The sequence below is a fragment of the Williamsia sp. 1135 genome, from assembly GCF_002095395.1.
Lineage (GTDB): Bacteria > Actinomycetota > Actinomycetes > Mycobacteriales > Mycobacteriaceae > Williamsia.
In genome coordinates, this window is record NZ_MJEI01000054.1 from 1 (window position 1) to 21,851 (window position 21,851).

General features: G+C 63.8%; 25 protein-coding genes and 1 pseudogene. 15 read left to right on the forward strand and 11 right to left on the reverse strand.

From position 1 onward, the window contains the following. From BFL43_RS02345 to BFL43_RS02365, 6 genes and pseudogenes are all read right to left on the reverse strand, one after another. A partial coding sequence (locus BFL43_RS02345; protein WP_143695035.1) for a twin-arginine translocation signal domain-containing protein occupies positions 1-783 on the reverse strand: 783 nt, incomplete at its 3' end. 251 nt (positions 784-1,034) lie between these two features. Further along, positions 1,035-2,228: a cytochrome P450 gene (locus BFL43_RS02350; protein WP_084890423.1), complete on the reverse strand. Its 1,194-nt coding sequence runs from the start codon at positions 2,226-2,228 to the stop codon at positions 1,035-1,037. After that, positions 2,225-2,965: an FAD-dependent monooxygenase gene (locus tag BFL43_RS29710; RefSeq protein WP_143695036.1), complete on the reverse strand. Its 741-nt coding sequence runs from the start codon at positions 2,963-2,965 to the stop codon at positions 2,225-2,227. The genes BFL43_RS02350 and BFL43_RS29710 overlap by 4 nt, the downstream gene beginning before the upstream one ends. Further along, positions 2,851-3,789, reverse strand: coding sequence for an FAD-dependent monooxygenase (locus tag BFL43_RS29715; RefSeq protein WP_143695037.1), 939 nt, complete (start codon positions 3,787-3,789; stop codon positions 2,851-2,853). The genes BFL43_RS29710 and BFL43_RS29715 overlap by 115 nt, the downstream gene beginning before the upstream one ends. Then, positions 3,786-4,730 carry a fumarylacetoacetate hydrolase family protein gene (locus BFL43_RS02360; protein WP_084890425.1) on the reverse strand — a complete coding sequence of 315 codons (945 nt, stop codon included), beginning with the start codon at positions 4,728-4,730 and terminating at the stop codon, positions 3,786-3,788. Before BFL43_RS02360 ends, BFL43_RS29715 begins: the two co-directional genes overlap by 4 nt. Continuing rightward, positions 4,727-5,769: pseudogene (locus BFL43_RS02365) on the reverse strand (2,3-dihydroxybiphenyl 1,2-dioxygenase). The gene BFL43_RS02360 and the pseudogene BFL43_RS02365 overlap by 4 nt, the downstream one beginning before the upstream one ends. Before the next feature lie 188 nt (positions 5,770-5,957). Here BFL43_RS02365 and BFL43_RS02370 point away from each other — a divergent pair. From BFL43_RS02370 to BFL43_RS02430, 14 genes are all read left to right on the forward strand, one after another. After that, positions 5,958-6,593, forward strand: a complete 636-nt coding sequence (locus BFL43_RS02370) for a TetR/AcrR family transcriptional regulator (RefSeq protein WP_084890427.1) — start codon at positions 5,958-5,960, stop codon at positions 6,591-6,593. 307 nt (positions 6,594-6,900) lie between these two features. Next, complete coding sequence (locus BFL43_RS02375; protein ID WP_168176508.1) at positions 6,901-7,641, forward strand: class I SAM-dependent methyltransferase; 741 nt, start codon at positions 6,901-6,903, stop codon at positions 7,639-7,641. A gap of 5 nt (positions 7,642-7,646) precedes the next feature. Beyond that, complete coding sequence (locus tag BFL43_RS02380) at positions 7,647-8,729, forward strand: phosphotransferase (protein ID WP_240498010.1); 1,083 nt, start codon at positions 7,647-7,649, stop codon at positions 8,727-8,729. Further along, positions 8,726-9,706: a T3SS effector HopA1 family protein gene (locus BFL43_RS02385; RefSeq protein WP_084890433.1), complete on the forward strand. Its 981-nt coding sequence runs from the start codon at positions 8,726-8,728 to the stop codon at positions 9,704-9,706. The genes BFL43_RS02380 and BFL43_RS02385 overlap by 4 nt, the downstream gene beginning before the upstream one ends. Before the next feature lie 84 nt (positions 9,707-9,790). Then, entirely contained in the window at positions 9,791-9,994 is a 204-nt protein-coding gene (locus tag BFL43_RS28350) for a hypothetical protein (protein ID WP_143695038.1), read from the forward strand. A gap of 87 nt (positions 9,995-10,081) precedes the next feature. Continuing rightward, positions 10,082-10,288 carry a hypothetical protein gene (locus tag BFL43_RS02390; RefSeq protein WP_084890435.1) on the forward strand — a complete coding sequence of 69 codons (207 nt, stop codon included), beginning with the start codon at positions 10,082-10,084 and terminating at the stop codon, positions 10,286-10,288. Between the two features lie 114 nt (positions 10,289-10,402). Then, the gene (locus BFL43_RS02395) at positions 10,403-11,635 is read left to right on the forward strand and encodes an insulinase family protein (protein ID WP_084890437.1); all 1,233 of its coding nucleotides are present in this window, start codon (positions 10,403-10,405) and stop codon (positions 11,633-11,635) included. Beyond that, positions 11,632-12,774 carry an insulinase family protein gene (locus BFL43_RS02400; protein ID WP_084890439.1) on the forward strand — a complete coding sequence of 381 codons (1,143 nt, stop codon included), beginning with the start codon at positions 11,632-11,634 and terminating at the stop codon, positions 12,772-12,774. The genes BFL43_RS02395 and BFL43_RS02400 overlap by 4 nt, the downstream gene beginning before the upstream one ends. Beyond that, complete coding sequence (locus tag BFL43_RS02405) at positions 12,771-13,802, forward strand: LLM class flavin-dependent oxidoreductase (protein ID WP_084890441.1); 1,032 nt, start codon at positions 12,771-12,773, stop codon at positions 13,800-13,802. Before BFL43_RS02400 ends, BFL43_RS02405 begins: the two co-directional genes overlap by 4 nt. Next, the gene (locus BFL43_RS02410) at positions 13,799-14,413 is read left to right on the forward strand and encodes a flavoprotein (protein ID WP_084890443.1); all 615 of its coding nucleotides are present in this window, start codon (positions 13,799-13,801) and stop codon (positions 14,411-14,413) included. Before BFL43_RS02405 ends, BFL43_RS02410 begins: the two co-directional genes overlap by 4 nt. Further along, a complete protein-coding gene (locus BFL43_RS02415; RefSeq protein ID WP_084890445.1) occupies positions 14,410-15,342 on the forward strand; it encodes a phosphotransferase in 933 nt (310 codons plus the stop codon). Before BFL43_RS02410 ends, BFL43_RS02415 begins: the two co-directional genes overlap by 4 nt. After that, entirely contained in the window at positions 15,339-16,250 is a 912-nt protein-coding gene (locus tag BFL43_RS02420; protein WP_084890447.1) for an ABC transporter ATP-binding protein, read from the forward strand. Before BFL43_RS02415 ends, BFL43_RS02420 begins: the two co-directional genes overlap by 4 nt. Beyond that, positions 16,247-17,101: an ABC transporter permease gene (locus BFL43_RS02425; protein ID WP_084890449.1), complete on the forward strand. Its 855-nt coding sequence runs from the start codon at positions 16,247-16,249 to the stop codon at positions 17,099-17,101. Before BFL43_RS02420 ends, BFL43_RS02425 begins: the two co-directional genes overlap by 4 nt. Before the next feature lie 59 nt (positions 17,102-17,160). After that, positions 17,161-17,412 carry a hypothetical protein gene (locus tag BFL43_RS02430; protein ID WP_084890451.1) on the forward strand — a complete coding sequence of 84 codons (252 nt, stop codon included), beginning with the start codon at positions 17,161-17,163 and terminating at the stop codon, positions 17,410-17,412. Between the two features lie 64 nt (positions 17,413-17,476). On the opposite strand, the gene BFL43_RS02435 is transcribed toward BFL43_RS02430, so the two are convergent. Together BFL43_RS02435 and BFL43_RS02440 are read right to left on the reverse strand one after the other, a co-directional pair. Continuing rightward, entirely contained in the window at positions 17,477-18,415 is a 939-nt protein-coding gene (locus BFL43_RS02435) for a PE-PPE domain-containing protein (RefSeq protein WP_084890453.1), read from the reverse strand. 762 nt (positions 18,416-19,177) lie between these two features. Continuing rightward, positions 19,178-19,558 (reverse strand): helix-turn-helix domain-containing protein, encoded by a 381-nt coding sequence (locus BFL43_RS02440; protein ID WP_084890455.1) that lies wholly within the window; start codon positions 19,556-19,558, stop codon positions 19,178-19,180. Between the two features lie 79 nt (positions 19,559-19,637). Between BFL43_RS02440 and BFL43_RS02445 the strand changes: the two genes are divergently transcribed. Further along, a complete protein-coding gene (locus BFL43_RS02445) occupies positions 19,638-20,048 on the forward strand; it encodes a RidA family protein (protein ID WP_084890469.1) in 411 nt (136 codons plus the stop codon). 51 nt (positions 20,049-20,099) lie between these two features. On the opposite strand, the gene BFL43_RS29810 is transcribed toward BFL43_RS02445, so the two are convergent. From BFL43_RS29810 to BFL43_RS02460, 3 genes are all read right to left on the reverse strand, one after another. Beyond that, on the reverse strand, positions 20,100-20,162 hold the full coding sequence (locus BFL43_RS29810) for a hypothetical protein (RefSeq protein ID WP_346425931.1): 63 nt from the start codon (positions 20,160-20,162) through the stop codon (positions 20,100-20,102). A gap of 271 nt (positions 20,163-20,433) precedes the next feature. Then, positions 20,434-21,081 carry a LysE family translocator gene (locus BFL43_RS02455; RefSeq protein ID WP_084890457.1) on the reverse strand — a complete coding sequence of 216 codons (648 nt, stop codon included), beginning with the start codon at positions 21,079-21,081 and terminating at the stop codon, positions 20,434-20,436. Positions 21,082-21,182: 101 nt separating this feature from the next. Further along, positions 21,183-21,671, reverse strand: a complete 489-nt coding sequence (locus tag BFL43_RS02460; RefSeq protein WP_084890460.1) for a GNAT family N-acetyltransferase — start codon at positions 21,669-21,671, stop codon at positions 21,183-21,185. Positions 21,672-21,851 lie beyond the last annotated feature (180 nt).

Here is a 21,851-nt window from a genome sequence, read left to right on the forward strand (position 1 = left end):
TGCTGCCAGCTGCCATGAGTGCAGGAATCCTTCGGATTCGTCGGCGGCGATCGGGACTTTCCACTTTGTGAGGTTGCGCATGACGGTGGTGGGCAGCGAGTGCCAGGTGACCATGATGTCGGCTTGGCTGATGGGTATGTCTTCGGGTGCCGAGTTCACCCAGTGCGGCGATTGTGGCAGTAGGTGTCGGACCGCGGCGTGTGCGAGGCGGGTTTTGACGCAGGTGACGACCATTTCGCCGTCGGGTTGGTAGGCGTTGAGTGAGCCGATGTCGTAGCCGAGTTTCGCGGTTTTGGTGATGCGGTCTTTCATGTCCGCGCCGCCCTTGGAGTAGTAGACCGCGCGGGCTTCTTTGGGGATGACGGTGCTCATCATGCCGCTGGCGAAGCCGTAGAGGACGCCGAGGTAGGTGCCGCGTTTTTGGTTGAAGTTGACTGCGCTGACGAGCTTTTGCTCGTCGGCCCAGGCGGGGAGTTGTTTGGCGTGTTCCATGAAGTCGCGGAGTTCTGATGGCAGCCCTGCCGGTAGCGGTTGCGAGTTCTTGGTCCAGTGTTTGAGGATTTCGTTGACCTTGGGCACCTCGCCGCGGTCCAGGAGGCCGGCAACGACGGGGTCTGCTTCGACGTCCCAGACATATTTGGGGTCGGCGCCGCTGCCGATGCCCGGGACCGATCCCGCGGGTGACCACGTCCACGGTGTCGCCGGTGCCGCGAGGGCGAACGCGCCGGCGGCCCCCAGTACTCCGCCGGCTTTCAAGGCGTTTCGTCTGTTGAAACTATCCATTTCCGTGTCCCCGTCCGTCAGTGCAGGCTGATGCAATGAAACGCAAAGCGTCTCTCTGTAACATCAATAGCACACGTGTGGTCGGGGTCACAAGGGTCAGCTGAAGCCTGCTGCCGTTGTAGATCGGCCCTGAGATCGTCCATATCAGAGCAGACAAACGGCAATATGCCCTTCATCGACGCCCAGATGGACGATGTCAGGGTGTGCCGAGTACTTCCTGGTCGGCTTGACGGTTGAGCGCTGATACGTTCTCACGCGAATTTCGCCTGGAACGATCTGAACCCCTGGAGGCAGTTGTTGGACAACGGCACCGGGTCCGAGACCTCGATGGTCTCTACGCGGGCGAGCACTTCGTGGAGGAGGGTTTGCATCTCCAGCTTCGACAGTTGCATGCCGACGCAGGTGTGCATGCCGTGCCCCCAGCCGAGGTTGCTGCCCCGGCGCTGCAGCGAGAACGTCTGAGGGTTGTCGAAATGACGTTCATCCATATTGGCGGCGGCATAGAGCAACACGACGCGCTCGCCGGCACGTAGCCGAACGCCGTCGATCTCGGTGTCGCGAGCCACCGTGCGGGTGAATCCGCGGACCGGTGAACAGAGGCGGACGGCCTCCACGACAGCGGTCGGGATCAACTCGGGTTCGGCCTTCAACTGAGCGTACACCTCCGGATTCTCTCCCAAGCTCCAGAGAAGCTGACCGATCGCGAGGATGGTGGTGTCCAGACTCGGTGCCACGAAGTCGATGACCATGGTGCGTGCCTCGGATCTGCTGATCTCACCACGATCGGCGGCATCGAAGACGCTTCTGGCCCACCCATCAGGCGTGACCCGAGATCGGCGCAGTCGCATCGTGTACAGCAACAGCCCGAGTGCAGTCGGGGTAGCCTCCACCGAGCGCCGGTTCATCGGGCCGAGGATGTCGAATGTGCCCGCACCCCAGCGCAGTAACTGCTGGGGTCCGACCTCGACCCCGACCAGGTCCGCCACCGCAGCGACCGGCAGGCGAGAGGCGAAGTCGGCGATTCCGTCGAACGTGTCCTGTTCGAGCAGCCGTTCCACGGTGGCCCGCGCTTCGTCACGCAGGATGGGCAGCGACGGCCGGATCGCACGGGAGGTCAACGACTGCATCAGGACTCGGCGACGCGCCGAGTGCCGATCGTCATCGCTGGACAGGACGGTCTTGCGTCCGAGTAGGTTCGCCACGGGGTTGGCCGCGACACCGGCTCCGCTGCGAAAGGTGGCGTCGTCGCGCAGCGCCCCCCGGACGTCGTCGAACCTTCCCATCGCCCAGACGTGGTGTCGGGGCAGCCAGACGAGCGGACCGGCGTCGCGGATCTGCCGGTACACCGGCTGGGGATTGATCAGTGCCTCGCGTCCGTATAAGTCGATATCAACCGTGGGGGCACGCCGTCGTGCGGCTCGTCGTGAAACGAGATCGAGTGTCATACGGCTATTTCCTGGAGGTCGGTGCGGTGTACACGCTGGTAGGCGGCGAGCAGATCGCCCACGTCCCCGCTGGTGCGGGCTGATGCCATCACGACACGATCGGGGCGAAGCAGTACTGCATACGTGTGCTGTGAGCGCATCACGGCAGACGGGGAGGGGTTGGTCGACGGGACGCACGCCAGGTCATCGACATCGATATGCGTCAGGCCGGTAGCCGCGAGTCGGGTGGCAGTGTGGTCACGCAGGCGGCCGCGGGTGATCAGCGCGTAGCCCGTTCCGAGCAGGTCGTCGAGCCGGCGGGCGCCGTCGGGTGTGCGCACCCACGGCTGCGGGAACACGGTCCCGTTGAGGCGCGACTGAAATCCGCGGCGCTGGACCAGTGGCCCGCGGCTCAGTGCAGGGCTTGCATCGGGTAACGCATGCGCGATCCGAGGGATGCGGCATGCCGCCGTGACCAGGGCCCTCCGAAGGGATGCGAGGCGGTCTTGCCCACCGGTCAGGCACCATCCGACGACAAGGGCCATCAGGATGATGCGAGTGGCGTGCGGTTTGCGTTCGGATTCATAGGTGTCGAGCAGCACTTCCGGCGCGGCACCGTCGAGGACGTCGGCCAATTTCCAGGTCAGGTTGAATGCATCGCGCAATCCTGATCCGAGCCCCTGGCCGACGAACGGCGGTGTTTGATGGGCGGCATCGCCGGCGAGGAACACCTGGCCGTTGCGCCAGGTACGTGCCACCCGGGCCCGAAAGGTGTACGACGCTTGCCGCATGATCTCGGACTCTGCGAGTGCGGTCGGGGACATCCACGGCGCCAACAAATGCCGTAGTGAATCCGCGACCGCAGCGCATCCAGGTCATCATCGCCGCGGACTCGGAACTCCCAACGGTACCGGTTGCCGGTGACCGGCATGAACGTGGCGGCGCGGTGGGGGTCGCAGATCTGGTGAACGCCGCTCCACACGTCCAGAGGTGCCGGAGTGAGCACGTCGACCACCAGCCATTGCTCGTCGAATCTGAAGTCGCGCATGGTGACACCGAGCTGCGCGCGAACAGCGCTGTTCGCCCCGTCGCACCCGATCACAGCGACCGCGTCGATGAACGCCGTCGCGCCGGCGGAGTTTTGATAGCACACCACCGGCCGCGCGCCGCGGCTCACTTCGGTGACCTGGCAACCGCGTCGCAGGTCGATCAGGTCGACGTCCGCTGCTCTGTCGAGAAGGATACGTTCGAGATCGGGTTGGTCGAACATGCTGTCCGGCGGAAAACCGTTGCGACCCTCAGAGGTGTTGCGCGCGAACTCGGTCATCACCCGGCCCCGTCCACTGACCAGCCTCATACCCGGCATGGCACGGGTGTGCGGTGCGAACGTTCCCTCGATACCGACGGCTTGCAGGATGCGGAACACCTCGTCGTCGAGGTGCACCGCACGCGGCAGCGCGTACGGTGCACGGTGACGCTCCAGGATCACGCTGGCAACGCCGCGTCGGGCAAGGAGCAGGGCACACACGAGCCCGACAGGGCCCGCGCCGACGATGACAACGGGGTCGCGCTGGGTGGTCATGAATATTTCACCTGGCAACGTTGACGGCCCAGGTCGATGGCCCCGTCATCGGTTGCGATACGCACCTCGACGATGTCACCGTCTTTGAGGTACTTGGGGTTTGAGGCCTGACGCTTGAAGAAGGTCTTCCATTTGACATGCGGCGGGATGAGCGACCCGATGATCTCGATCGGCTTGGGCGGCGCGGACAGTGCAGTGCCACCCGGAGTGCCGGTGAGTAGCAGATCTCCGGCGTCGAGCCGTTGAAAACCGGTCAGCACGGCCAATGCGCTGACCGGGTCGATGATCATGTCGCCTCCGACGCGCCCGTTCTGACGTCGTTCGCCGTTGACCCAGAGCTGCAGGCGGAGCTGATCGAACCGGCGCCATTCCTCGTGGGTGAGCAGCACCAGACGAGGCCCGGCCGGAGTGAAGGTGGGATACGACTTCGACTCGTAGAACTGGGTTTTCGGCAACTGGAGATCTCGAGCGCTGACGTCGTTGGTGATCACCACGCCGGCGAAGTACTCGCTGAGGGTATCGGCGGTGATGGTGGTGCCGACCTCGATGGTGGCGCCGGCGACCATGCCGATCTCGACTTCGTAGTCGAGCAGCTGGACGTGCGCCGGCTTGACGATATCGTCGAACGGGCCGGTGATCGACCCGGACGTCTTGCGAAAGAAGGTCGCCGAGACCCTGTCCGGATTGATGCCGGAATCGGTTGCGTGACTGCGGTAATTGACCATCTGCGCCACCACACGGCACGGCACGGTCACCGGGGAGAGCAGAGTCAGGTCTCCCACCGGTGTCGCGTCGGATTCGGCGCCGGCGGCGGCCCCATCGATGGCAGCGCGGTCGGCCAACAACTCGCCGGTGGTCACTGCCGGGGTGCGGATGGGGTACGCGGTCTCGCCGCGCTGGACCCACCAGCCAGTGTCGGTGCGCAGGACGGTTGTGGTCATGAACGTGCCACTTTCAGTAGGCCCAGAAGGCGGTGGATATCGAACTCGTTGTCGTCACGGAGACCCGCGAGCATTCCCCTGATGAGGTCTGGGTCAGGGTTCGCGCCGAGGAAGTCGCGGGTGACGGGCGGTCCCCACTGGGACAACCGCTGGCGGTCATCGGCGCCCATCCCGCCTCGACAGTGCTGTCGAACATGTCTCCGTCGGCGAAATGCTCGACCATGAACTTGTCGGGATCGCGCCAGTAATCGAACAGCTGACTGCCCTGAATGTGTCGACCGATGCCCCACGCGTGGAGGTGGCCCCGATCTGCCAGGTAGGCACCACTGGCGGCGACCGCATCGAGATCAGCCACCTGATAAGCGCTGTGTACGTACCGCGACATCGGTCCCAGCGTCATCGCGAGGGTGTGGTGATCTGCTGCCTCGCTGCCGCGGTCGCAGCGCATGAACGCCATCGTGGGCCCGCGATCGCGTTGGCCGGGGAAGAACAGGAAGTCGCTGACGATCAGCCCGAGCATCTCCTGGTACCAGGCGAGTTTTTCGCGAAAGCGCGGTGTCTCGAGTACTACGTGCCCCAGCCGTTGAACCCGCGCGGGCTCACGTGGTGGACGCTGAATGGCATTGAATCGCTAGACTTTTCCACTGACATTGAGAGTCAGCGGGTTCTGGTCCGAGAGCGCCGGCAGCTCGGTCATACCGGCAACCACCCGGACCTGCATCCCGGAGGGGTCGGTGAGGTCGATGGCCCAGCCGCCGAGATCACCGAGCGGGTACACACGCCGTCCGGTTTCGCGGGACAGCCGCAGCAGGTCGTCTTTCCCGGCGGCCCGAAACGCCGGGCCGGTGAACCCCGACCGATGTGACCGCCGGAACAGGACGCAGGGTGCGCCCGACCAAGTGCCGCGCAGCGACAACTGGTCGGCGGTTCGCGAGACGGTGGTGAAGCCGAAATCGTGGGCGAACAGTTCAGCCTGCGCGATGTTCTGTTTGTCGAACTCGAGCCACGCGAGGTCGACCACCTTGACGACGGGTGACACCCATCGGTCACTGGGATCGCCCGGTCGCGCGCCGCCCTCGCTGTGGAGATCGCTGTGCGGTGTTCGTACGGGGACTGTCCCGGTAGATCACCAACCTTTCTGAACCGATCGTCACTTGTGACGTTCAGTTCGTCAACGACCTACAGTATTGGAATCACGTTCAGAACTGAATGGACTAGGCTGGTCCGGTGCAGGAAATCCCGGCGACCCGACTCGAGCGCCGCAAGGCGCGCACCAGAGCAGCGCTCGTCGACGCTGCATGCGATTTGCTGGCCACTCCACAGGGCACTGAGGCGAGAATCTCCGACATCACCAACCGCGCGGATGTCGGGCTCGGGTCGTTCTACAACCACTTCGCCAGCAAGTCGGAGCTGTTCGAGGTGGCCATCAGCACGGTCCTCGAACTCCACGGCAGGCTATTCGACGAGGCGTGCGCCGGCCTCGACGATCCTGCGGAGGTCTTCGCCGCCGGAGTTCGAATGACTCTGCGGATGAGGGTGACACATCCCAAGGTGGCGCACACCATGATTCAGGTCGGCTTCCGCTACCTGGACAGTCCAGAAGGGTTGGCGCCGCGTGCCTACCGCGACCTCGAGGCGGCCGCCGCGTCAGGTCGTCTCGACATCGACAACACCGCGATGGCTGTGGCCTGCACGGCAGGGGCGCTGTTCGGGTGCATCCACCTGCTCGAACACGACTCCTCGCTCGATACCGATTCTGTCGCAGATGATCTGGCCGCAAGCTTGCTCACGATGTTCGGGTTGACCAAGTCCGAAGCGCGTGAGGTGTCGCGACGCCCGCTGAATCAGCCTACGCTGACCTGAGCTCACACCCCGGCGGGCGGACGCTCTGAGTCATGGGGACCTGCAGCGATGCGTAGCAGCGTAATTGGAAGCTTGGTCCGCTTGACTCGACGGGGATAACGGGTTGGTGGCGCGGATGTGAACACTGGCTGAACAAGGCCGTGAGAGGCGACATCGCGTTGAAGGTCGGCGCATACATCAATACTCTCGGTTGCAGCGGGAACGAACCAAGGTTTACAGCAAGAGTTTCGATACAGCAGGGTGCCTCGCACCCGCGCCGCTATTGTGCGCTAGACGCCAAACTACCGGTATGAGAAGGGAATTGCTCATGTCTGTACAGAATCTCTACCCATCCCGGATCGCCCAGATCTACGACCTGCTCTATCCGGACTTCTTCGACGACATCGCGACATTTTGCGACTTCATGCATTCTAGGTCCGCGGGGACTCGCGTGCTCGAATACGGCGTGGGTACCGGACGAATAGCGCTTCCATTGGTGCAGAGCGGATTTGACGTAACCGGACTGGACATCTCCACCGACATGCTCACCATCCTCAAGGAGAAGGACACCGAGGGCCTGGTCAAGGTCGTCGAGCAGGACTTCATCACCGAACCCGCAGAGGGAACCTACGACGCGGTTCTGTTGATGATCAACACCCTGTTCGTCGCAAAGACACTGGACGAGCAGATCGCGGTCTTCCGCAACGCGGCCGCGGCACTCGCCGATGACGGCTTCTTCCTCGTCGAGACCTTCAATCCGAATCAGTATCACGGACTGCGCAAGCCCGATGCGCAGATGAGGCAGTTGAGCGAAGACATCACGCAGTTGGAACAGTATGTGGTGGAACCGACTCGTCAACTGCTGATCTCGCAGAATCTGGTGCTGCAGGAAGGTAAGCAGTTCAACTACACCCACGTGTTGCGCTACCTCTTTCCCCTTGAAATGGACGCAGTTGCGCGCAACGCCGGCTTGGTTGTGGCCGAGCGGTGGGCCGACTGGGGCACCACCCCTTTCGGGCCTGACAGTCCGAGGTGTCTATCGCTCTATCGCAAGGAGCAGGCGAAGTGACCAAGATGCCTCTGCGGCAACAAGAACGGCAATTGCTCGATTCCGTCTCACACATCTTCCCGAAGCTGGACAGGTCGGAATCCGACGTCGAGGAGGTACAGCCGCTGCTCGGCCGAAACATCAGCGGCCGAATCACATTCAGTGACAACCATGTGGTCTTCATCAAGAAGATGACCGGTCTGGGTGCGGCAGAACGCTACTTCCGTAGCGTGTCCTTCCATGACTCGCTTGACCTGTCCGACCCGTCGCCGGACACCTCGACCCCGGCTCTCCTGGCCCGGGACGACACCTCACACACCGTGGTGTACGAGTACATCACCGGCGGTGAGAGTGCAGGAAAGATGATCCGGGACGACGAGATGGACGCGGTGACGCTGACCCGCGTCGGCCGGTGTGTCGCCGGACTGCACAATCTTCCCGTGCTGCACGCGAACGCCACCGACCACACCAAACCGTTCTTTCCGCCCCACGGGCCCAATGCCATCTCCATGCAGATGTACTACGGATCGACCATGGGCCAGCTGGACATGTGGCGGATCATTCAGTCGGACAACGAATTGAGAGAAGCACTCAACATCCTCGCGAAAATCGACACCCCGCGCGTACCCATCCACGGCGATCTCCGCGGCGACCAGATCCTGCTGACCGAAACCGCCAACTGGATTCTGGATTGGGAGGACTTTCGGCTCGAAGACGGCGCACGTGACGTCGGAGCACTGATGGGTGAGGTCTTCTATCACCGGGTTCGCAAGAGTCTGGCCTCCTTTGCCGGCGGGGACGAGGGTTCGGTGACCGACGAAGAGATCATCGAGCGGGGCACCACCGCCCTATCCGAAGCCATGCCTGCAGCCCGGACCGTCTGGGAGGCCTACCGGGGCGAGCGGCCCGGCATCACCGGCGATTTCGTGGCACGCGGCGTGCAGTACTTCGGCTGGCAGTTGTTCGACCGGGCATTGGCGGCGGGCACGTACTTCGGACGGTTGTCAGCCCTGGACCGGGCGCTGGCAGGCATCGGACGAGAAGCCATCCTCGGCGGCGGGGACTACGCCGAGGTTCTCGGCCTGACCGAAGGGCAGTACGCAGCATGACACCAACGGCCACGACACAGCCTGTTCTGACACGCACGCTCGACCCCGGCATCGAATGGCTGGTCTCGCGGATCACCAGGCTCTCCGTTGCCGGTCCACGAGGATGCGAGATCGTGGTGGACGGTACCGAGATCGCCGCTGAGACCGCAGCCGAGTTGCACCGCGACCTGGGCGGGCACCTGTATCGCACCTATCACGCCGGCATGGTCGCAGGCGGCGACGGCGAGTTCATCCCGGCGCTGCTCGAGGACCCGGAACTGGAACACCGTCTGTACGAGGCAACACCGGTCAAACACCGGCAGTCCCGGCTGACGATGGTCGAGCGGGCGCCGGGAGGTTCCGGTCTCGTGCTGTCCCTGAACGGCATTCGGGTGTTCTTCGAACCACCGGCGATCTTGTCGGAGAGCGAGCACAGCGCGGTGGCCACGGTTCCGTCGGTGGAGAGCCGGTTGTCACTCGGGTTCATGTTCTATACGTCATCCGCCGGCGGCGGTCACACCTCGCGTCTGCTGCGCCTGTATCGCCACCTCGGTGACCCGGAGGAAGCGGTGGAGGTGTGGTCATCGTTCATCGGCTGGGTCGAGGAGCGGGGGATTCCGCTGCGGGTGAAGATCGGCTCCCGGCGTTCGGGATTCCCGCGCAACGACGCGATGGTGATCTACCTGCCGTCGGAGAGTCTGCATGCGGTCGGTGACATCGCCGATCACCTGCGCAGCGACCGTCCGAATGCGCCGGTGTCCCTGTTCGGACATCAGCTCACCAATGGTGTGTCGATGGCCTGGGAACCCGTGGACACCGGGGCCCCGCGTGGCGGTACGAGCTTCGGTGAACATCGGAGCAACACGATCGCACGGGCCATCGTCGCCGAAGGTGCCGAACCGGACCCCCAAATCAACAGAGCAATCCGTCGAGCGTTGATCACCGCGAACATCGACCCCGGTGCGGTGTATCGCAACCTTGATTCTCCGGTGCTCTGAACAAGTCTTGGCCGCACCCGGCCAGGCGAGGGGCATGCTCCTCGAATTGAAGCAATGACCGAACGACCGAAAGGAAGGACCTTCATGTCAGAGACGGTTACGCAATCGTTGGTGGCTGGTTACCGTAGCTATGCGGCAGCACCGGAGTTGACCGAGATGAGTGAAACAGCTCCGTCCGCGACGCCGGGCATTCTGAGTTTCATCGGTGTGTCGTCGACCGCATGTGGCACGGCCGTGAGCGTAGTCAGCTCCGGCGGTGTCGGGGCGACCATCGCCTGGGGTTGCTGAGCACTCGCGACCACCCAGCAGTACAGCTCTACTCGATCATACAAATTTCGTTCACTTGCAACATCATTCACAAGCAAAGGAACCAGCATGCCCAACTCACAGTCACTCATCTCCGGTTACAGCAACTACGCACGCGGTGAAGAACTCGCCCAGGTGAGCGTGGAGTCCGCTCCCGGCATCAGCCCGATCTCGGTCTTCGCGACGGCATCGAGCCCGGAGTGCGCGGCGTTCTCGATCGGCGCCAGCGCCGGAGTCGTCACCAGCACCAGCATCACCATCGGGGCCGGCTGCTGAGCTGACCTGACAGCGTTGCTGCGGGGACACTTTGGTGTCCCCGCAGCGATCCCCGGGAGCGGGAGCGCACCGTGATCGATCCAGTCGGCACCCACGAGGACGGACAGGTGAACGATGACGACCAGCCAGACCATGACGCCCCTCGCGGCGACCGAGTTGTCGGTGAGCCACGGAATCATCGGTCGCAACAGACTTTCCGTGGGCCGGATCCCCGGCGCACGCACCCTTGGCGTCACCGTCGTCGTCCCTGTCGGGACGGCTCACGAGCAACCGGGGGAGGCCGGATTCGCCCACCTGACCGAGCATCTCGCGCATCAGAGCATCCGCGATCAGCTCGGGCATCTCGTGGAGGATCGCATCCTGGCAGTCGGTGGCCTCTCCAATGCCCAGACGTACCCGTTTCACACGGAGTTCAGTTTCGTGATCCCCGCTCCGGCGCGACAGGATCTGGTGCACTGGATCGACCTTGCTCGCCGCCGCGCCGCATCGCCGCCGGTCACCCCCGTCGACCTCGACCGCGAGAAGGCAGTCATTCGCCAAGAGGTGGCCCTACGGATGTCGTCTTCGCCGGTCGCGGGCTTTCCCTGGATCGACGCACTCTCGGCACTGAGCTCAGACTATGGGCTGCGACACAACGGGTTCTCTGATCTGGCGGACCTCGAGGCGGCATCGGTGCACGGTGTCGAGCAGTTCTGGGATCGGACCTATCGCCGGCGCCATCACTCCGTTGCCGTGGTCGGCCCGTGGACGCCCGAGGATGTGATGGACGCGGTCGGTGGCGCCACTGGGACTGACGACACCGAGAACGATGCAATGGTGGGGGTGCTCGACGGCCCGCACGACGTGCAAGGCAGTGTGGCGACACTGATCCCCATGCACGCGACGGTGCAGTGTGTCGGCGGCAGCTCGTCGATCAGCCGGGAGGCGACCGATGCGGCTGCCATGGTCGCCGTCGAGTGGGCGAATCTGGTGCAGAGTCGGACACATTGGCAACTCGGGCTTTTCGGGCCCACGATGGGCCCTGATCGGAACATTCTGATCGGCAGCGGTCCGAGCGCCAGTGGTCCGGTCGCGCCGTTCCCGCGCGAACTCGCCGGTACGGATCGTCGGTTGCTGGATCAGGCTGTCGCGAGTGCACTCGGCGGGATCGACAAGACCCTGTCGAGTGCCGCGACCTTCTCCGCGCAGCTGGCTCGCGACGCCATGTTCGGTCTCGACACACTGGAGCGGCGCAGGAACGTCGAGCTGGTCTCGGCGCCAGATATCGAGGCCTACCTCCGCCGCGTCGCACATAGCCCCGTCGCCGCGCTGCGTTCCGCGGTCGACCGAGCAGGGGTGCCGGCATGACGACCACCGAAGCCTCCGCTGCCCCCGATACATTGCGCCGCGGTGGAACTGACCTCCTGTACGTCGCGCTCGTCGCCCGTCCTGCGGTCGACTGGGCCGACCGGACGCGACTGGCGCGGGCGATGACACTGGCCCTGCATGAAGCCGGGGTGCGCTCGGGGCGGGCAGTCGCCGGACCCGAGGGCATCGTCGTCACCTGCACCACCCGGGCACGGGAGCCGGACATCGACATCGTGGCAGAGGCTTTGGCCGCGTGGCGTGAGCGTCTCCATGCCGCACCCGTGTCTGGTCCGCAGCCCCCGACGTCACCGGCCGAATTGATCACCGCCCTCACTTTCGACTGCGTTGCCGACGACTCCGGATCTCCCGACGACGGCCTGCTGGCGGCACTGCTGCCGATGCTGACGTTCGATGTCGTCGTGTCCGGCGGTGGAGGCGACGACGAGTTGCGTGCCGCGCGGGACAAGATCTGTCGTGCGGTGACCGACGCCGTCGACGACCAACCGCCCCTTGCCCGGCGCGAAGAGTCTGTGGTCCCGGTCCCGGAGCCGTCGGCGACCCGACAGTGGGCTCGTGTTCCCGTGCGATCGTCCTGGATCCGCTGGTTCCGCTTCTTGACCCCGCCGGCCGACCAATCCGAACAGCTCGCGCGGAGTCTCGTGAACGTCGCATTCGGCGGTGTGCACGGGTCGCTCCTGGTCGATCTGGTGCGTCGACAACACGGCCTGAGTTACAGCCCGCAGTCGACCCTCCTGCGCCGCGATGGCCGACACCTCTTGGTCATCGACGTGCAGACCACCCCCGGAAACGAAGACAGCTGCGACGAGGCCATCCGAACTGCGCTGGAGAAGTTTTCGGCAGAACCTCTCTCCGACAGCACCATGTTGGCGGCAGCGAGCTACCTTCGCGGCCGCACCATCGTCGACCGGGATCATATGCAAGGTGCTGCGGATGAACGCGCAGCGGTGCTCGAAGGGTCACTCCCGTGTGCCCTCGACACCAACAGGACAGCCGCCGATCTGTGCACGGGTGCCGGCGCGGCAATCTCTCGAACCCTCCACGACCTCTACCGGCCGAACGGATTTCACGCGCTGGTGATGTCACCCAATCCCAGTTCCGGAAAGTGGGTCGAACTATGAACTCGAACATCGGAGTCTTTTATCCCGAGATGCCGACGGCCATCGGGCCGGTGATCCCCTACGCGGAAGCGGCTCGCCGCGGCGGGCACCGATTGTGGTTCGGCCATTCCTCGACCGTTGACTCTCACTTGACGATGGCAGGACTGGCGGGGCGGGGTTATGCCCTGCCGTTCGGCAGTGCGGTGGCGCTCTATCCCTTGTTCCACTCGCATGGATTCGCCGTGCAGGCGCAATCGATCGGGCGGCTGACCGGGCAGACCTATGTCGCCGGCGTCGGTCCGGGTAGTACTGCGTTTCAGCGTGCTGTCTTCGGTGCTCCGATGAACGCTCCGGTACGTCAGGCGGGCGAGTTCCTGGACCAGGTCAAGACCATCATCCCGGGCCCGCTGCAGACCGGCCCCGCCGACGGACCCGAACGTGTCGACAAGTTGTTCGGGTCAGTGGAGACCGGCCTCGGTGTCCTGCGGCCGAGTATGGCCAGATGCGCAGGCAACAAGGCAGAGTGGGCCATCACGTGGCTGACGCCTGAGCAGTATCTCGAGCAGACTCTGATCCCGGAGATGCGTTCGGCAGCAGCGGAGTCGATGCGGCCTGCGCCGCGCGTCGCGAGCGTGGTCCACGCTGCTGTGCGTCGCCCCGGCCGGGACCCGAGACAGCTCGCCCACGCCGCGGTCGGTGCCCACCTGGCGGCGCCCCACTACACGGCCATGCTTCGATCGGCAGGCGTCCCGGCTGACCCGGCGGATCCCTGGGCAGGCGCCGGCGAGCTGGTGTCGTCGAATACCTACCTGTTCGGATCTGCCGATGAGATCGTCGATGCGATGACCCGCCTGCAGGAACGCGGGGTCCACGAAGTGGTACTGAACGTGTTCGGGGTATCCAAGATGTACGGTGCCGGACACGCGGTCGAGGACCTCGAAGAGATTCTCGCGGTGGCAGGCGCCAGGTCTGCTGAGTCCCTCGCACTGCCGGAAGACGCGGCGCCCTACGTGATGTCGGCGCGGACCGAAGCGGTGGTCGCGGGATGACCGAGTCGGATCCGAGTACCTATTCCATAGAAGGCCTTGCCGACCGCCGAATCGTCGTGATGGCGACCGGCGCTCTCGGGGCATCGTTTCTGCATTCCTGGCTGGGCTGGTTGAGTTCGACGTCACCGAGCACCGACGTCCGGGTCGTGCTGACCCCGTCGGCCCTCCAGTTCGTCGGACTGGGCACAATCCGCGGTTTCGGCTATGAGCCGTTGATCGACAATTGGTCGGACAATGAGCAACGTCCCGTGCATGTCGAACTCGGCCAGTGGGCTGACGGATACCTCGTCCATCCGGCGACCATGCATTTCGTGTCCAGATTGTCGGCGGGGCTGTGTGATTCGCCGGCGATGCTGGCCATCCAGGGAAGTCTTGCGCCCGTCGTGGTCGCAGCGTCGGCGCCACCTGGATTCACGAGAACACCTGTGTGGCAGCAGCACTGTACGGCTCTGGCACTGCGAACGAACGTTCAATTGCTTCCACCGATGAAGGGTTTCAGCGTGAGCGACCCGGCTCTCGAGGGGCTACCTCCGGTGTTGTTCCCGGCTGCTGCACAGGCGCTGTCGGGTGCATTGGTCTCGGGTGTGACAACGAAGGCAGAATCGGCATGACCGCCGCGCAGACGATCGTGTGGGAATTCGACACAGCGGTGTGGCGGCAGCAACTGGCGCGTGACGATGACGGGTTCGTGCTGTCGAGGACGTACCGCGACGCCACGCGTGATCGGGCTTCGCAGGTGATGGCACCATCGGCGACACCGTCCGGGCGGGTTCGTCTCGTTCGGACGTCGGAATCGACATCCGCCGAATGCCATCGCTTTTCGTTGCGCTGCGACGAACAGCTTGCCTCGCAGTTGTGGCCGCAGGTGCAGCCGGCCTTCCTGCACGACGGCGCCGGACTGTCGACCATGACGGACCTCGGGCGCTTGCTGGCAACGCTGCACCGGAGTGGCCCGCCGCGCATCGGTGACGTCAGTCCGCACGTGGAGCGGCTCCGCCGCTACCTTGCCGAGCCCGCCGGCCCGGCTGCTGTGACCCTCGGGTCGTTGCCACCCACCGCGGTTGCGAGACTGAGGTCCCTGGCCGACACGGTTGCCGAACAGGGCACTGCTGTGCTGTGCCACGGCGGATTCAGCCTGGGGTCTGTCTTCGCTGATCCCGATCACACCCGCGTCGATGTGGTCGTCGGACCCGAGATCAGCTCAGGACCAAAGGAATTGGATCTGGGGTGGCTGGTCGGTGAGTTGACAGAGTTCGAGTTCACGGCGCGAGCGAACGGGTCCGATCACTCGGAGGTGTACGCTCGGGCGGCCGAGGCATTGATCGCGGGCTACAGCTCGGAGTCCGATCGCATGCTCGATCAGGCGGCGCTCGACGCAGTCGCCACCATGCGCATCGCACTACACATGATCGACTTCGCGGTCACCACCGCAGGTACCGCACACTGCGCCACGCTGGCGCCTTTAGTGACCTGGCTGCTCGAGCGCGGACAGGCACCGGCCGACCACCACGATCAAGCCACGGATGGGACACCACCATGAGCAGTCCGACGACAGCAGACACGATCGACTCGGTGGCGACGGACTCTGCCGCCATACGCGTCGACGGTCTCCGAATGCGTTACGGAACAACCGATGTCCTCGATGATCTGACCTTCGACATACCGGCCGGGCAGAAGGTGGCGGTACTGGGACCGAACGGGGCAGGCAAATCGACCCTGATCGAGATCCTCGAAGGCATGCGGCGACCGTCCGGCGGTCAGGTCTCCGTCCTCGGACACCAACCCGACAGCGCACCGGAGCAGTGGCGGTCGCGGCTGGGTGTGGTGTTGCAGGCCTGGCGTGATCACGGGACCTGGAAAGTCGCCGACTTTCTGCGGTACGTGAGTGCGGCCCATCGCGCTGCCGGGGTGACGGACCTCTGGCCCGTCCCCGAACTGCTTGCGGCAGTGGAACTCGACGACCGTGCCGGTCAGCAGATCAGGTCCCTGTCGGGAGGTCAGCGACGGCGTGTCGACGTGGCGGCCGCGCTCATCAGTCGACCGGAACTGCTGTTCCTCGACGAACCGACAACCGGTTTCGATCCGGAGATCCGCCAGTCCTTCTACGAACTCATCCACAATCTGGCGCAGAGCACCACCATCATCTGGGCCACGCACAATCTGCACGAGGCCGAAGAGATGTGCGAGCGGATCATCATCCTCAACGGCGGACAGGTGGTCGCCGACGGTAGCCCGACCGAACTGCGGTCGACCCTGGCCTCGACGAGCACCGTCACCTGGATGTCGCCGCACGGCCCCCAGCGCCGGACGGTGGCCGACTCGGATGCATTGATCCGCGACCTCGTCACCGGCAGCGAGCACGTGTGGGACATGGATGTGCGCCGCGGCAACCTCGAACAGGTCTATCTCTCGATCGTGCGCGAGGACAACGGGGAGGTTCAGCGATGACCGCCACGACGATGGCGCCGGGAGCCAGCCAGCTCAGGGTTCTGAAGTTCGGTGCGTTGCAGGCCAAGGTCGAGATCATCAACCGGTTCACCCGACCAAGCGCACTAGGACATCTGATCGTCCCGGCGGTGCTGGTCGTGGTCTTCCTCAACGTCGACGTCAGCGACTTCCTGGGCGGTCAGGGTGCCACCGGCATGTTGGCCGGCATCGCGGCGGCGTCGCTGTTCGTCGGCGGGTTCGTGGGCATCTGCGGTGAGCTCGTCGCCGAACAGGACGACGGGACCATGCTCAGGGTTCGGACTCTGCCATACGGTCTGGCCGGCTACTTGGTCGGAAAGACGTTGAGTCTGTGGGTCACCGGGGTGGTCACCGCGCTGCTACTGCTCATCCCGGCCGACATCTTTGTCTCGCCGATCCTGCCCGGGACCATCCTGGGTTGTGCAGCGCTCACCGGGGTGGCGATCCTGACCCTGTTTGCCACCGTGCCCATGGGCTCGGTGGTCGGCAGCCTCATCAAGTCGCCGCTCGCGATCTTCCCTATCTCGCTGGTGGCCTATGCCCTGATGTCCGTGTCGGGCATCTTCTTCTCTATCGCATCGATGCCGGATTGGCTGACGGTGCCGATCAAGGTTTTCCCGGTCTACTGGCTGGGATTGTTGTCGCGGGTCACGTTGGTCCCTGGGACCACGTTCGACAGTGCCGGTCAGGCCGTTGTGGCCATCGGTGTACCCGTGGCATGGGCGGCGCTGGGCCTCATCCTCGCGCCGCGGGCGTTGCGGGTGATGACCCGCCGCCAATCGGGTGCCCGACTCGAAGCTCTCGCGCAACGACGAGCCGCGCGGGGCTACTGAACACCCGATATTGAGATCTGACGTGCAGATCGCATGTCGACGAACACGAAGGAGACACGATGTCGTTGAAAAACCTGATCGTCGGTGACCACCGCAACCCTCGGGAAGAAATCGTGGAGGTCTTCGGAACCGGGCAGGGGCCCGACGCCGCCGAAGCGATCAACCGCGCGATCACCTGGGCCGGGGGAGTGCTTGAAGCCGCGGGCATCCCGCCGAACAAGCAGGTCGAAGCAATCGCGGAGATCCGTAAGGCAGAACCACGACTCGGACTGAAGTCGGCGACCCACCTGGCGTCACTGCTCAAGAAGTAGCGCCCGATCGTCACGCCGGGACCAGATCATGGCCCCGGCGTGGTGATCAGAGTGCGGGTGAGGTCTATTCGTCGATGGCTTCTGCGGCAAACGCGACGGCCACGCGAACTGCGGCGTCAACGAGTTCCGCTGCAGCCCAAACAACTTGTGGTGCGACCGGGTCTGGGTGGTCCATGGTCGGCGCCGGTGACCAGGTGAGGGTTGTGCCGCTGAGATCGCCGAATTGCGCATCTGTTTGTTCGATCAACGCCGACGTGTCTGCGGGAGCAGGCCAGCGTCCTTGTTCGACGGCATCAAGGACCATCGGGACGGTAGGTAGTGACTGCAGTGCGGGTGTCGTCGGGCGGGCACCGTCGATGCGGGGCTGCTGGTAGTACACGTAGTCACCAGGGTCGTTCGGAATGGGCTGGGCATAGCCATGGTCACCCTCGTAGTAGCCGAGGATCCCGTTGGCGAACTCGAGCGGGTTGACGACAGGATTGGGTGCGTTGCAGATGATGTCGTTCGAGTTGCAGACGTCGGTGACGGGAATCGGGCCGCGGTTCTGGTGTCGGTCGACCGCCAGCCCGGGCACGATCGGGGGGATCTGTCCCAGGATGCCGGACGTCCCATCTCGCTGGGGGCGGCTGGGGTTGCCGACGGTGGTGCACGCGGTGTTGCGGCTCATCACGCTGTCGATCTGCCATCGGTCGCAGACTGTGGAGACCACAACGGCCCCCAGGCTGTATCCCTGGGCGTTGATGTGGGTGTCTGGGCAGCGGGCGCGGTAAGACCGTGCTCGAGAGTCGAGCTCATCGGTGCCCACCGAGATCGATTCGTCGCCGGTGACTGCGCCGATCGGTCGGATGGACGCGGGATAGTCGATGTTCACGCGTGGTCCTGCAGGAACACCCGGAACGTGCTGCGAATGGACGTCTCCGGTGCCGCCTACAGCGAACGTGACTTGTTCGGGGCATGAGCCTGGTGGGGCCGGCGATGCCGCCGACATCGAGGTGCTCACCATGGTTCCGGCCGCGGCGACACTGAGGCACGCGGCAGCGACTGCTGATCTAAACAACACGGGGGCCTCCAGAAGGCGAACGAATGACTGGGGATCGACTGACACTCAGTCGGCAATCGCATCTGTCTTCGCGATCGTGTCTTGCTGGTGGTCACGGTAGGCGGTGACTGTTGCTCAATGAATGATTGACCGGTACTGCGGTGTGAACACCGAGCGAACAGGTGTCCGGGCCATTGGCTCTACTACTCGGCGGCACTCGCGAAATACGTTGCTTCGCAACCTACGGCGGGGCAAACGTTGTCTGACGCGGAGGTGACGTCTTCGCCAAGAATAGGCACACGGGAGGTCACATTTCGGTCTAACCGATCGAAGCTTGAGTGTCAATAATGTTGTGGTACAACATAGTTAGGGTTCACGTACGTATCTCTTGTCCATGAGGCAACCGCGTGCGCGACGTATGGAAAAGTGCCACAATCGGTCCCGATGACGGGAGGCTCGCTGGCAGGGCCTGACCGTCCTCGACCGTTGTCGACCTCGGCTGCGGAACAATCAGAACACGTGAAAGGTATCCACGATGACTTCGACCTTCGAAATCGCTTTGCTCGACATCTTTCAGTTCCTCATCGACAACGCCGAGTCCCTGAGCGGTCTGCTCGGCTGACGCTTCGCTGACGCGAACGACACTGCTATGCCCCGCACTCTGTTACAGAGGCGGGGCATAGCGGTTCTCTGAGGCACCCACTCTGATCGTCTGAACAGCAGCCGCTACGCGCCGTCCTCGGCAGTGTCGAAACTCGTGCGCGCCCGTTCGATAGCTGGCATGTGCGTGGTTGCCCATTGCAGGATCACGTCGATCGGCGGACGGAGAGTCTTTCCCAGCGGCGTGATCCGATATTCGACCGCGACCGGGCGTGAACTCAGCAGCACCCTCTCGATGATTCCGTTCCGTTCGAGCTTGCGGAGTGTTGCGGTCAGAGACTTCTGCGTGACGGTCGGGATCGCTCGCCGCAGATTGTTGAACCGGCAGGGGCGTTCACAGAGTTCGTTGAGCACTGCCAACGACCACTTGTCGAGCACCTGATCGAGCAACTCGCGATGTGGCGCGCTGATGGTGAGCTCGACCGGCGCGCCGGGGGTATCGGTCATGAAACCACGTCTCCTTGAAGTGCTCTTGGTGTACCAGGTATCAAAAATATACCTACCGGAACACACCAAGGAGAACAACGTGCCCGTCAACTACTCGACCCCCGATGGCATGACTCAACCCACGCCCTATCACCACGTCGCAGTGGGTACGGGATCGCGCCACGTGCACGTCAGTGGGCAGATCGCCCGCCTGGCCGACGGTTCACCTGTCGCTCCCGGTGACCTGGCAGGACAGGTCGCGCAGGCGCTGCGCAACACTGCGACAGGGCTGGCGAGCGCAGGAGCCACGTTCAGCGACGTCCTGCGACTGACGTTCTACGTCACACACTGGACGCCGGAGAAGATCGGAGAGTTCATGGCCGGCGTCGAACGTGTCGCCGATGAGATCGGACTCGCGCTTCCGATGCCACCAGCTTCGTTGATCGGAGTCGACTACCTCTTCGAACCCGATGTGCTGGTGGAAGTCGAGGCCACAGCGATCCTCGACTGATCACTACTGAACGAGGAGACCCCGACCCGGTTTGCCGGGTCGGGGTCTCGGTCAGCACCACGTACATGCCCCCTGCAAAAACTCTGATTCCCAGTTCTCGAACGTGGCCTCCACGAAATCGCCGGTGGTCAACTACGCCAGCAATGAAATCTGCCGCGAGCTACCGTGCTCGAGCTGCTCGGCGTTGTACACCGACCATCCGGAAACGATCATCCCGACGTCGTCAAAGGGCGCGGCGTCAAATGCGGAGTGGTCCCTTTGCCAGACCGACCGACATGTTTCAGGGTTGGTTTCTTCACTGGTGACAAATTGCACTGCAGCACAATCTGTTACGCCGACAACAGATCCTATGTCAACACGGATAGTTGCGCGACGCTGATGCGAGTTAGTGGGACACGGCGGGAGCTGGAGCGTCGAAGGCTAGTTTGACCCCTACCGCGCCGAGTAGGGTTCCGGTGACCCATTTCTGCCAGCGCATCCAGGCCGGTTTGCGTTGCAGAAACGCTGCGACGGAGCCTGCGGTGAGGATGATTGCGCCGTTGACCGTCACACCCACTGCGATTTGGATTGCGCCGAGTTGAAATCCTTGGGCTACGACGTTGCCGGCTGCGGGGTCGATGAACTGGGGGATGAGGGCGAGATACAGGATCGCGACCTTCGGGTTGAGGAGGTTGGTCACGAGCCCCATGCGGAAGAGCTTGCCGAAGGAGTCGCGAGGCAACGTGGCCGTCTCGAAGAGCGACCTGCCCCCTGGTCGCAGTGTCGTGTAGGCCAGCCACAGGAGGTAGGCGGCACCGACGACTTTTAGTGCGATGAACAACCACGGGACCACGAAGAACACTGCCGCCAGTCCCACATTGGCCATCACGAGGTAGACAACGAAGCCAACGGCGGTGCCAGCGAGGGACATCATTCCGGCACGCCATCCTTGGCTGATGCTGCGCGAGACGAGATAGAACATGTTTGGCCCGGGCGTGAGAGCAAGTCCTAGCTCGACCAGGGCGATACCGGTAGCGGCAGCCAGCGTGATCATGGGTCTGTCTCTCGTTTCAGAGCGATCGGATTCGTTGTTGTTGATGAACCGTTGGTGCGCTCCGTGACTTGCCTCGCGGCCGGATCCGGTTCAAGCCGATTTTACGTTGACGCCGATTTGCGTAGGACGATTGCGCCGACGATGTGGCCGGGAGGCACGGCTGATGATGAGTCAAGCATCCGGTATCCGGCACGTTCGTAAAGATTGATGTTGCGGGTGCTCCGCGCGCCGGTGAACAGCTCGAATGTCGCGGTGTCGGTGGGCGCCAAACGCTCGATGTGAGCGAGCAACTCTCGTCCGATTCCCTGACCGGCCAGGTCCGGCGCCACCATCAGGCGCCCGATTTCCCAGGTCCCACCGACCAGACGGCCACGGACCGCAGCTACTAATCGCGGTCCATCCCGCACCGTGAGGACGGTCCAGGACCGGACCCATTCACGAACTTCGTCGTGTGTCTCGTGTAGTGGCGGGATGTCGAGGGTGCCGTTGGCGATCGCCTCCGCCACCCAACAGCACCGTTGCAGCACCAGTAGTTCGGCGGTATCGCCGTCGTTGGCGGCGTCGGTGACGAGATTTGGCTGTCCATGCATGCCATCGAGTTCACCAGCTTTCCACTCTGTCCGCGAATGGTTATGGCGCTGAACACCTCGTCGAATAAGCCTCGGCAACGCACGTCGATTCGACGAACTACAGGCTGACCCAGGTTTTCGGGGCCAACCTCCCGGCTGCGGCCAACCTTTACGGAGGCGGCTTCGAAGCGCGATACCGCC

Excerpts from the sequence above, each read along its gene's own strand:
- BFL43_RS02385 (WP_084890433.1), top strand. The coding sequence starts at position 8,726 with ATGACACCAACGGCCACGACACAGCCTGTTCTGACACGCACGCTCGAC.
- BFL43_RS28350 (WP_143695038.1), top strand. The coding sequence starts at position 9,791 with ATGTCAGAGACGGTTACGCAATCGTTGGTGGCTGGTTACCGTAGCTAT.
- BFL43_RS02430 (WP_084890451.1), top strand. The coding sequence starts at position 17,161 with ATGTCGTTGAAAAACCTGATCGTCGGTGACCACCGCAACCCTCGGGAA.
- BFL43_RS02395 (WP_084890437.1), top strand. The coding sequence starts at position 10,403 with ATGACGACCAGCCAGACCATGACGCCCCTCGCGGCGACCGAGTTGTCG.
- BFL43_RS02455 (WP_084890457.1), bottom strand. The coding sequence starts at position 21,081 with ATGATCACGCTGGCTGCCGCTACCGGTATCGCCCTGGTCGAGCTAGGA.
- BFL43_RS02375 (WP_168176508.1), top strand. The coding sequence starts at position 6,901 with ATGTCTGTACAGAATCTCTACCCATCCCGGATCGCCCAGATCTACGAC.
- BFL43_RS02435 (WP_084890453.1), bottom strand. The coding sequence starts at position 18,415 with ATGGTGAGCACCTCGATGTCGGCGGCATCGCCGGCCCCACCAGGCTCA.
- BFL43_RS02400 (WP_084890439.1), top strand. The coding sequence starts at position 11,632 with ATGACGACCACCGAAGCCTCCGCTGCCCCCGATACATTGCGCCGCGGT.
- BFL43_RS02350 (WP_084890423.1), bottom strand. The coding sequence starts at position 2,228 with ATGACACTCGATCTCGTTTCACGACGAGCCGCACGACGGCGTGCCCCC.
- BFL43_RS02360 (WP_084890425.1), bottom strand. The coding sequence starts at position 4,730 with ATGACCACAACCGTCCTGCGCACCGACACTGGCTGGTGGGTCCAGCGC.
- BFL43_RS02425 (WP_084890449.1), top strand. The coding sequence starts at position 16,247 with ATGACCGCCACGACGATGGCGCCGGGAGCCAGCCAGCTCAGGGTTCTG.
- BFL43_RS02420 (WP_084890447.1), top strand. The coding sequence starts at position 15,339 with ATGAGCAGTCCGACGACAGCAGACACGATCGACTCGGTGGCGACGGAC.
- BFL43_RS02440 (WP_084890455.1), bottom strand. The coding sequence starts at position 19,558 with ATGACCGATACCCCCGGCGCGCCGGTCGAGCTCACCATCAGCGCGCCA.
- BFL43_RS02415 (WP_084890445.1), top strand. The coding sequence starts at position 14,410 with ATGACCGCCGCGCAGACGATCGTGTGGGAATTCGACACAGCGGTGTGG.
- BFL43_RS02380 (WP_240498010.1), top strand. The coding sequence starts at position 7,647 with ATGCCTCTGCGGCAACAAGAACGGCAATTGCTCGATTCCGTCTCACAC.
- BFL43_RS02390 (WP_084890435.1), top strand. The coding sequence starts at position 10,082 with ATGCCCAACTCACAGTCACTCATCTCCGGTTACAGCAACTACGCACGC.
- BFL43_RS02460 (WP_084890460.1), bottom strand. The coding sequence starts at position 21,671 with ATGCATGGACAGCCAAATCTCGTCACCGACGCCGCCAACGACGGCGAT.
- BFL43_RS29715 (WP_143695037.1), bottom strand. The coding sequence starts at position 3,789 with ATGACCACCCAGCGCGACCCCGTTGTCATCGTCGGCGCGGGCCCTGTC.
- BFL43_RS02410 (WP_084890443.1), top strand. The coding sequence starts at position 13,799 with ATGACCGAGTCGGATCCGAGTACCTATTCCATAGAAGGCCTTGCCGAC.
- BFL43_RS02405 (WP_084890441.1), top strand. The coding sequence starts at position 12,771 with ATGAACTCGAACATCGGAGTCTTTTATCCCGAGATGCCGACGGCCATC.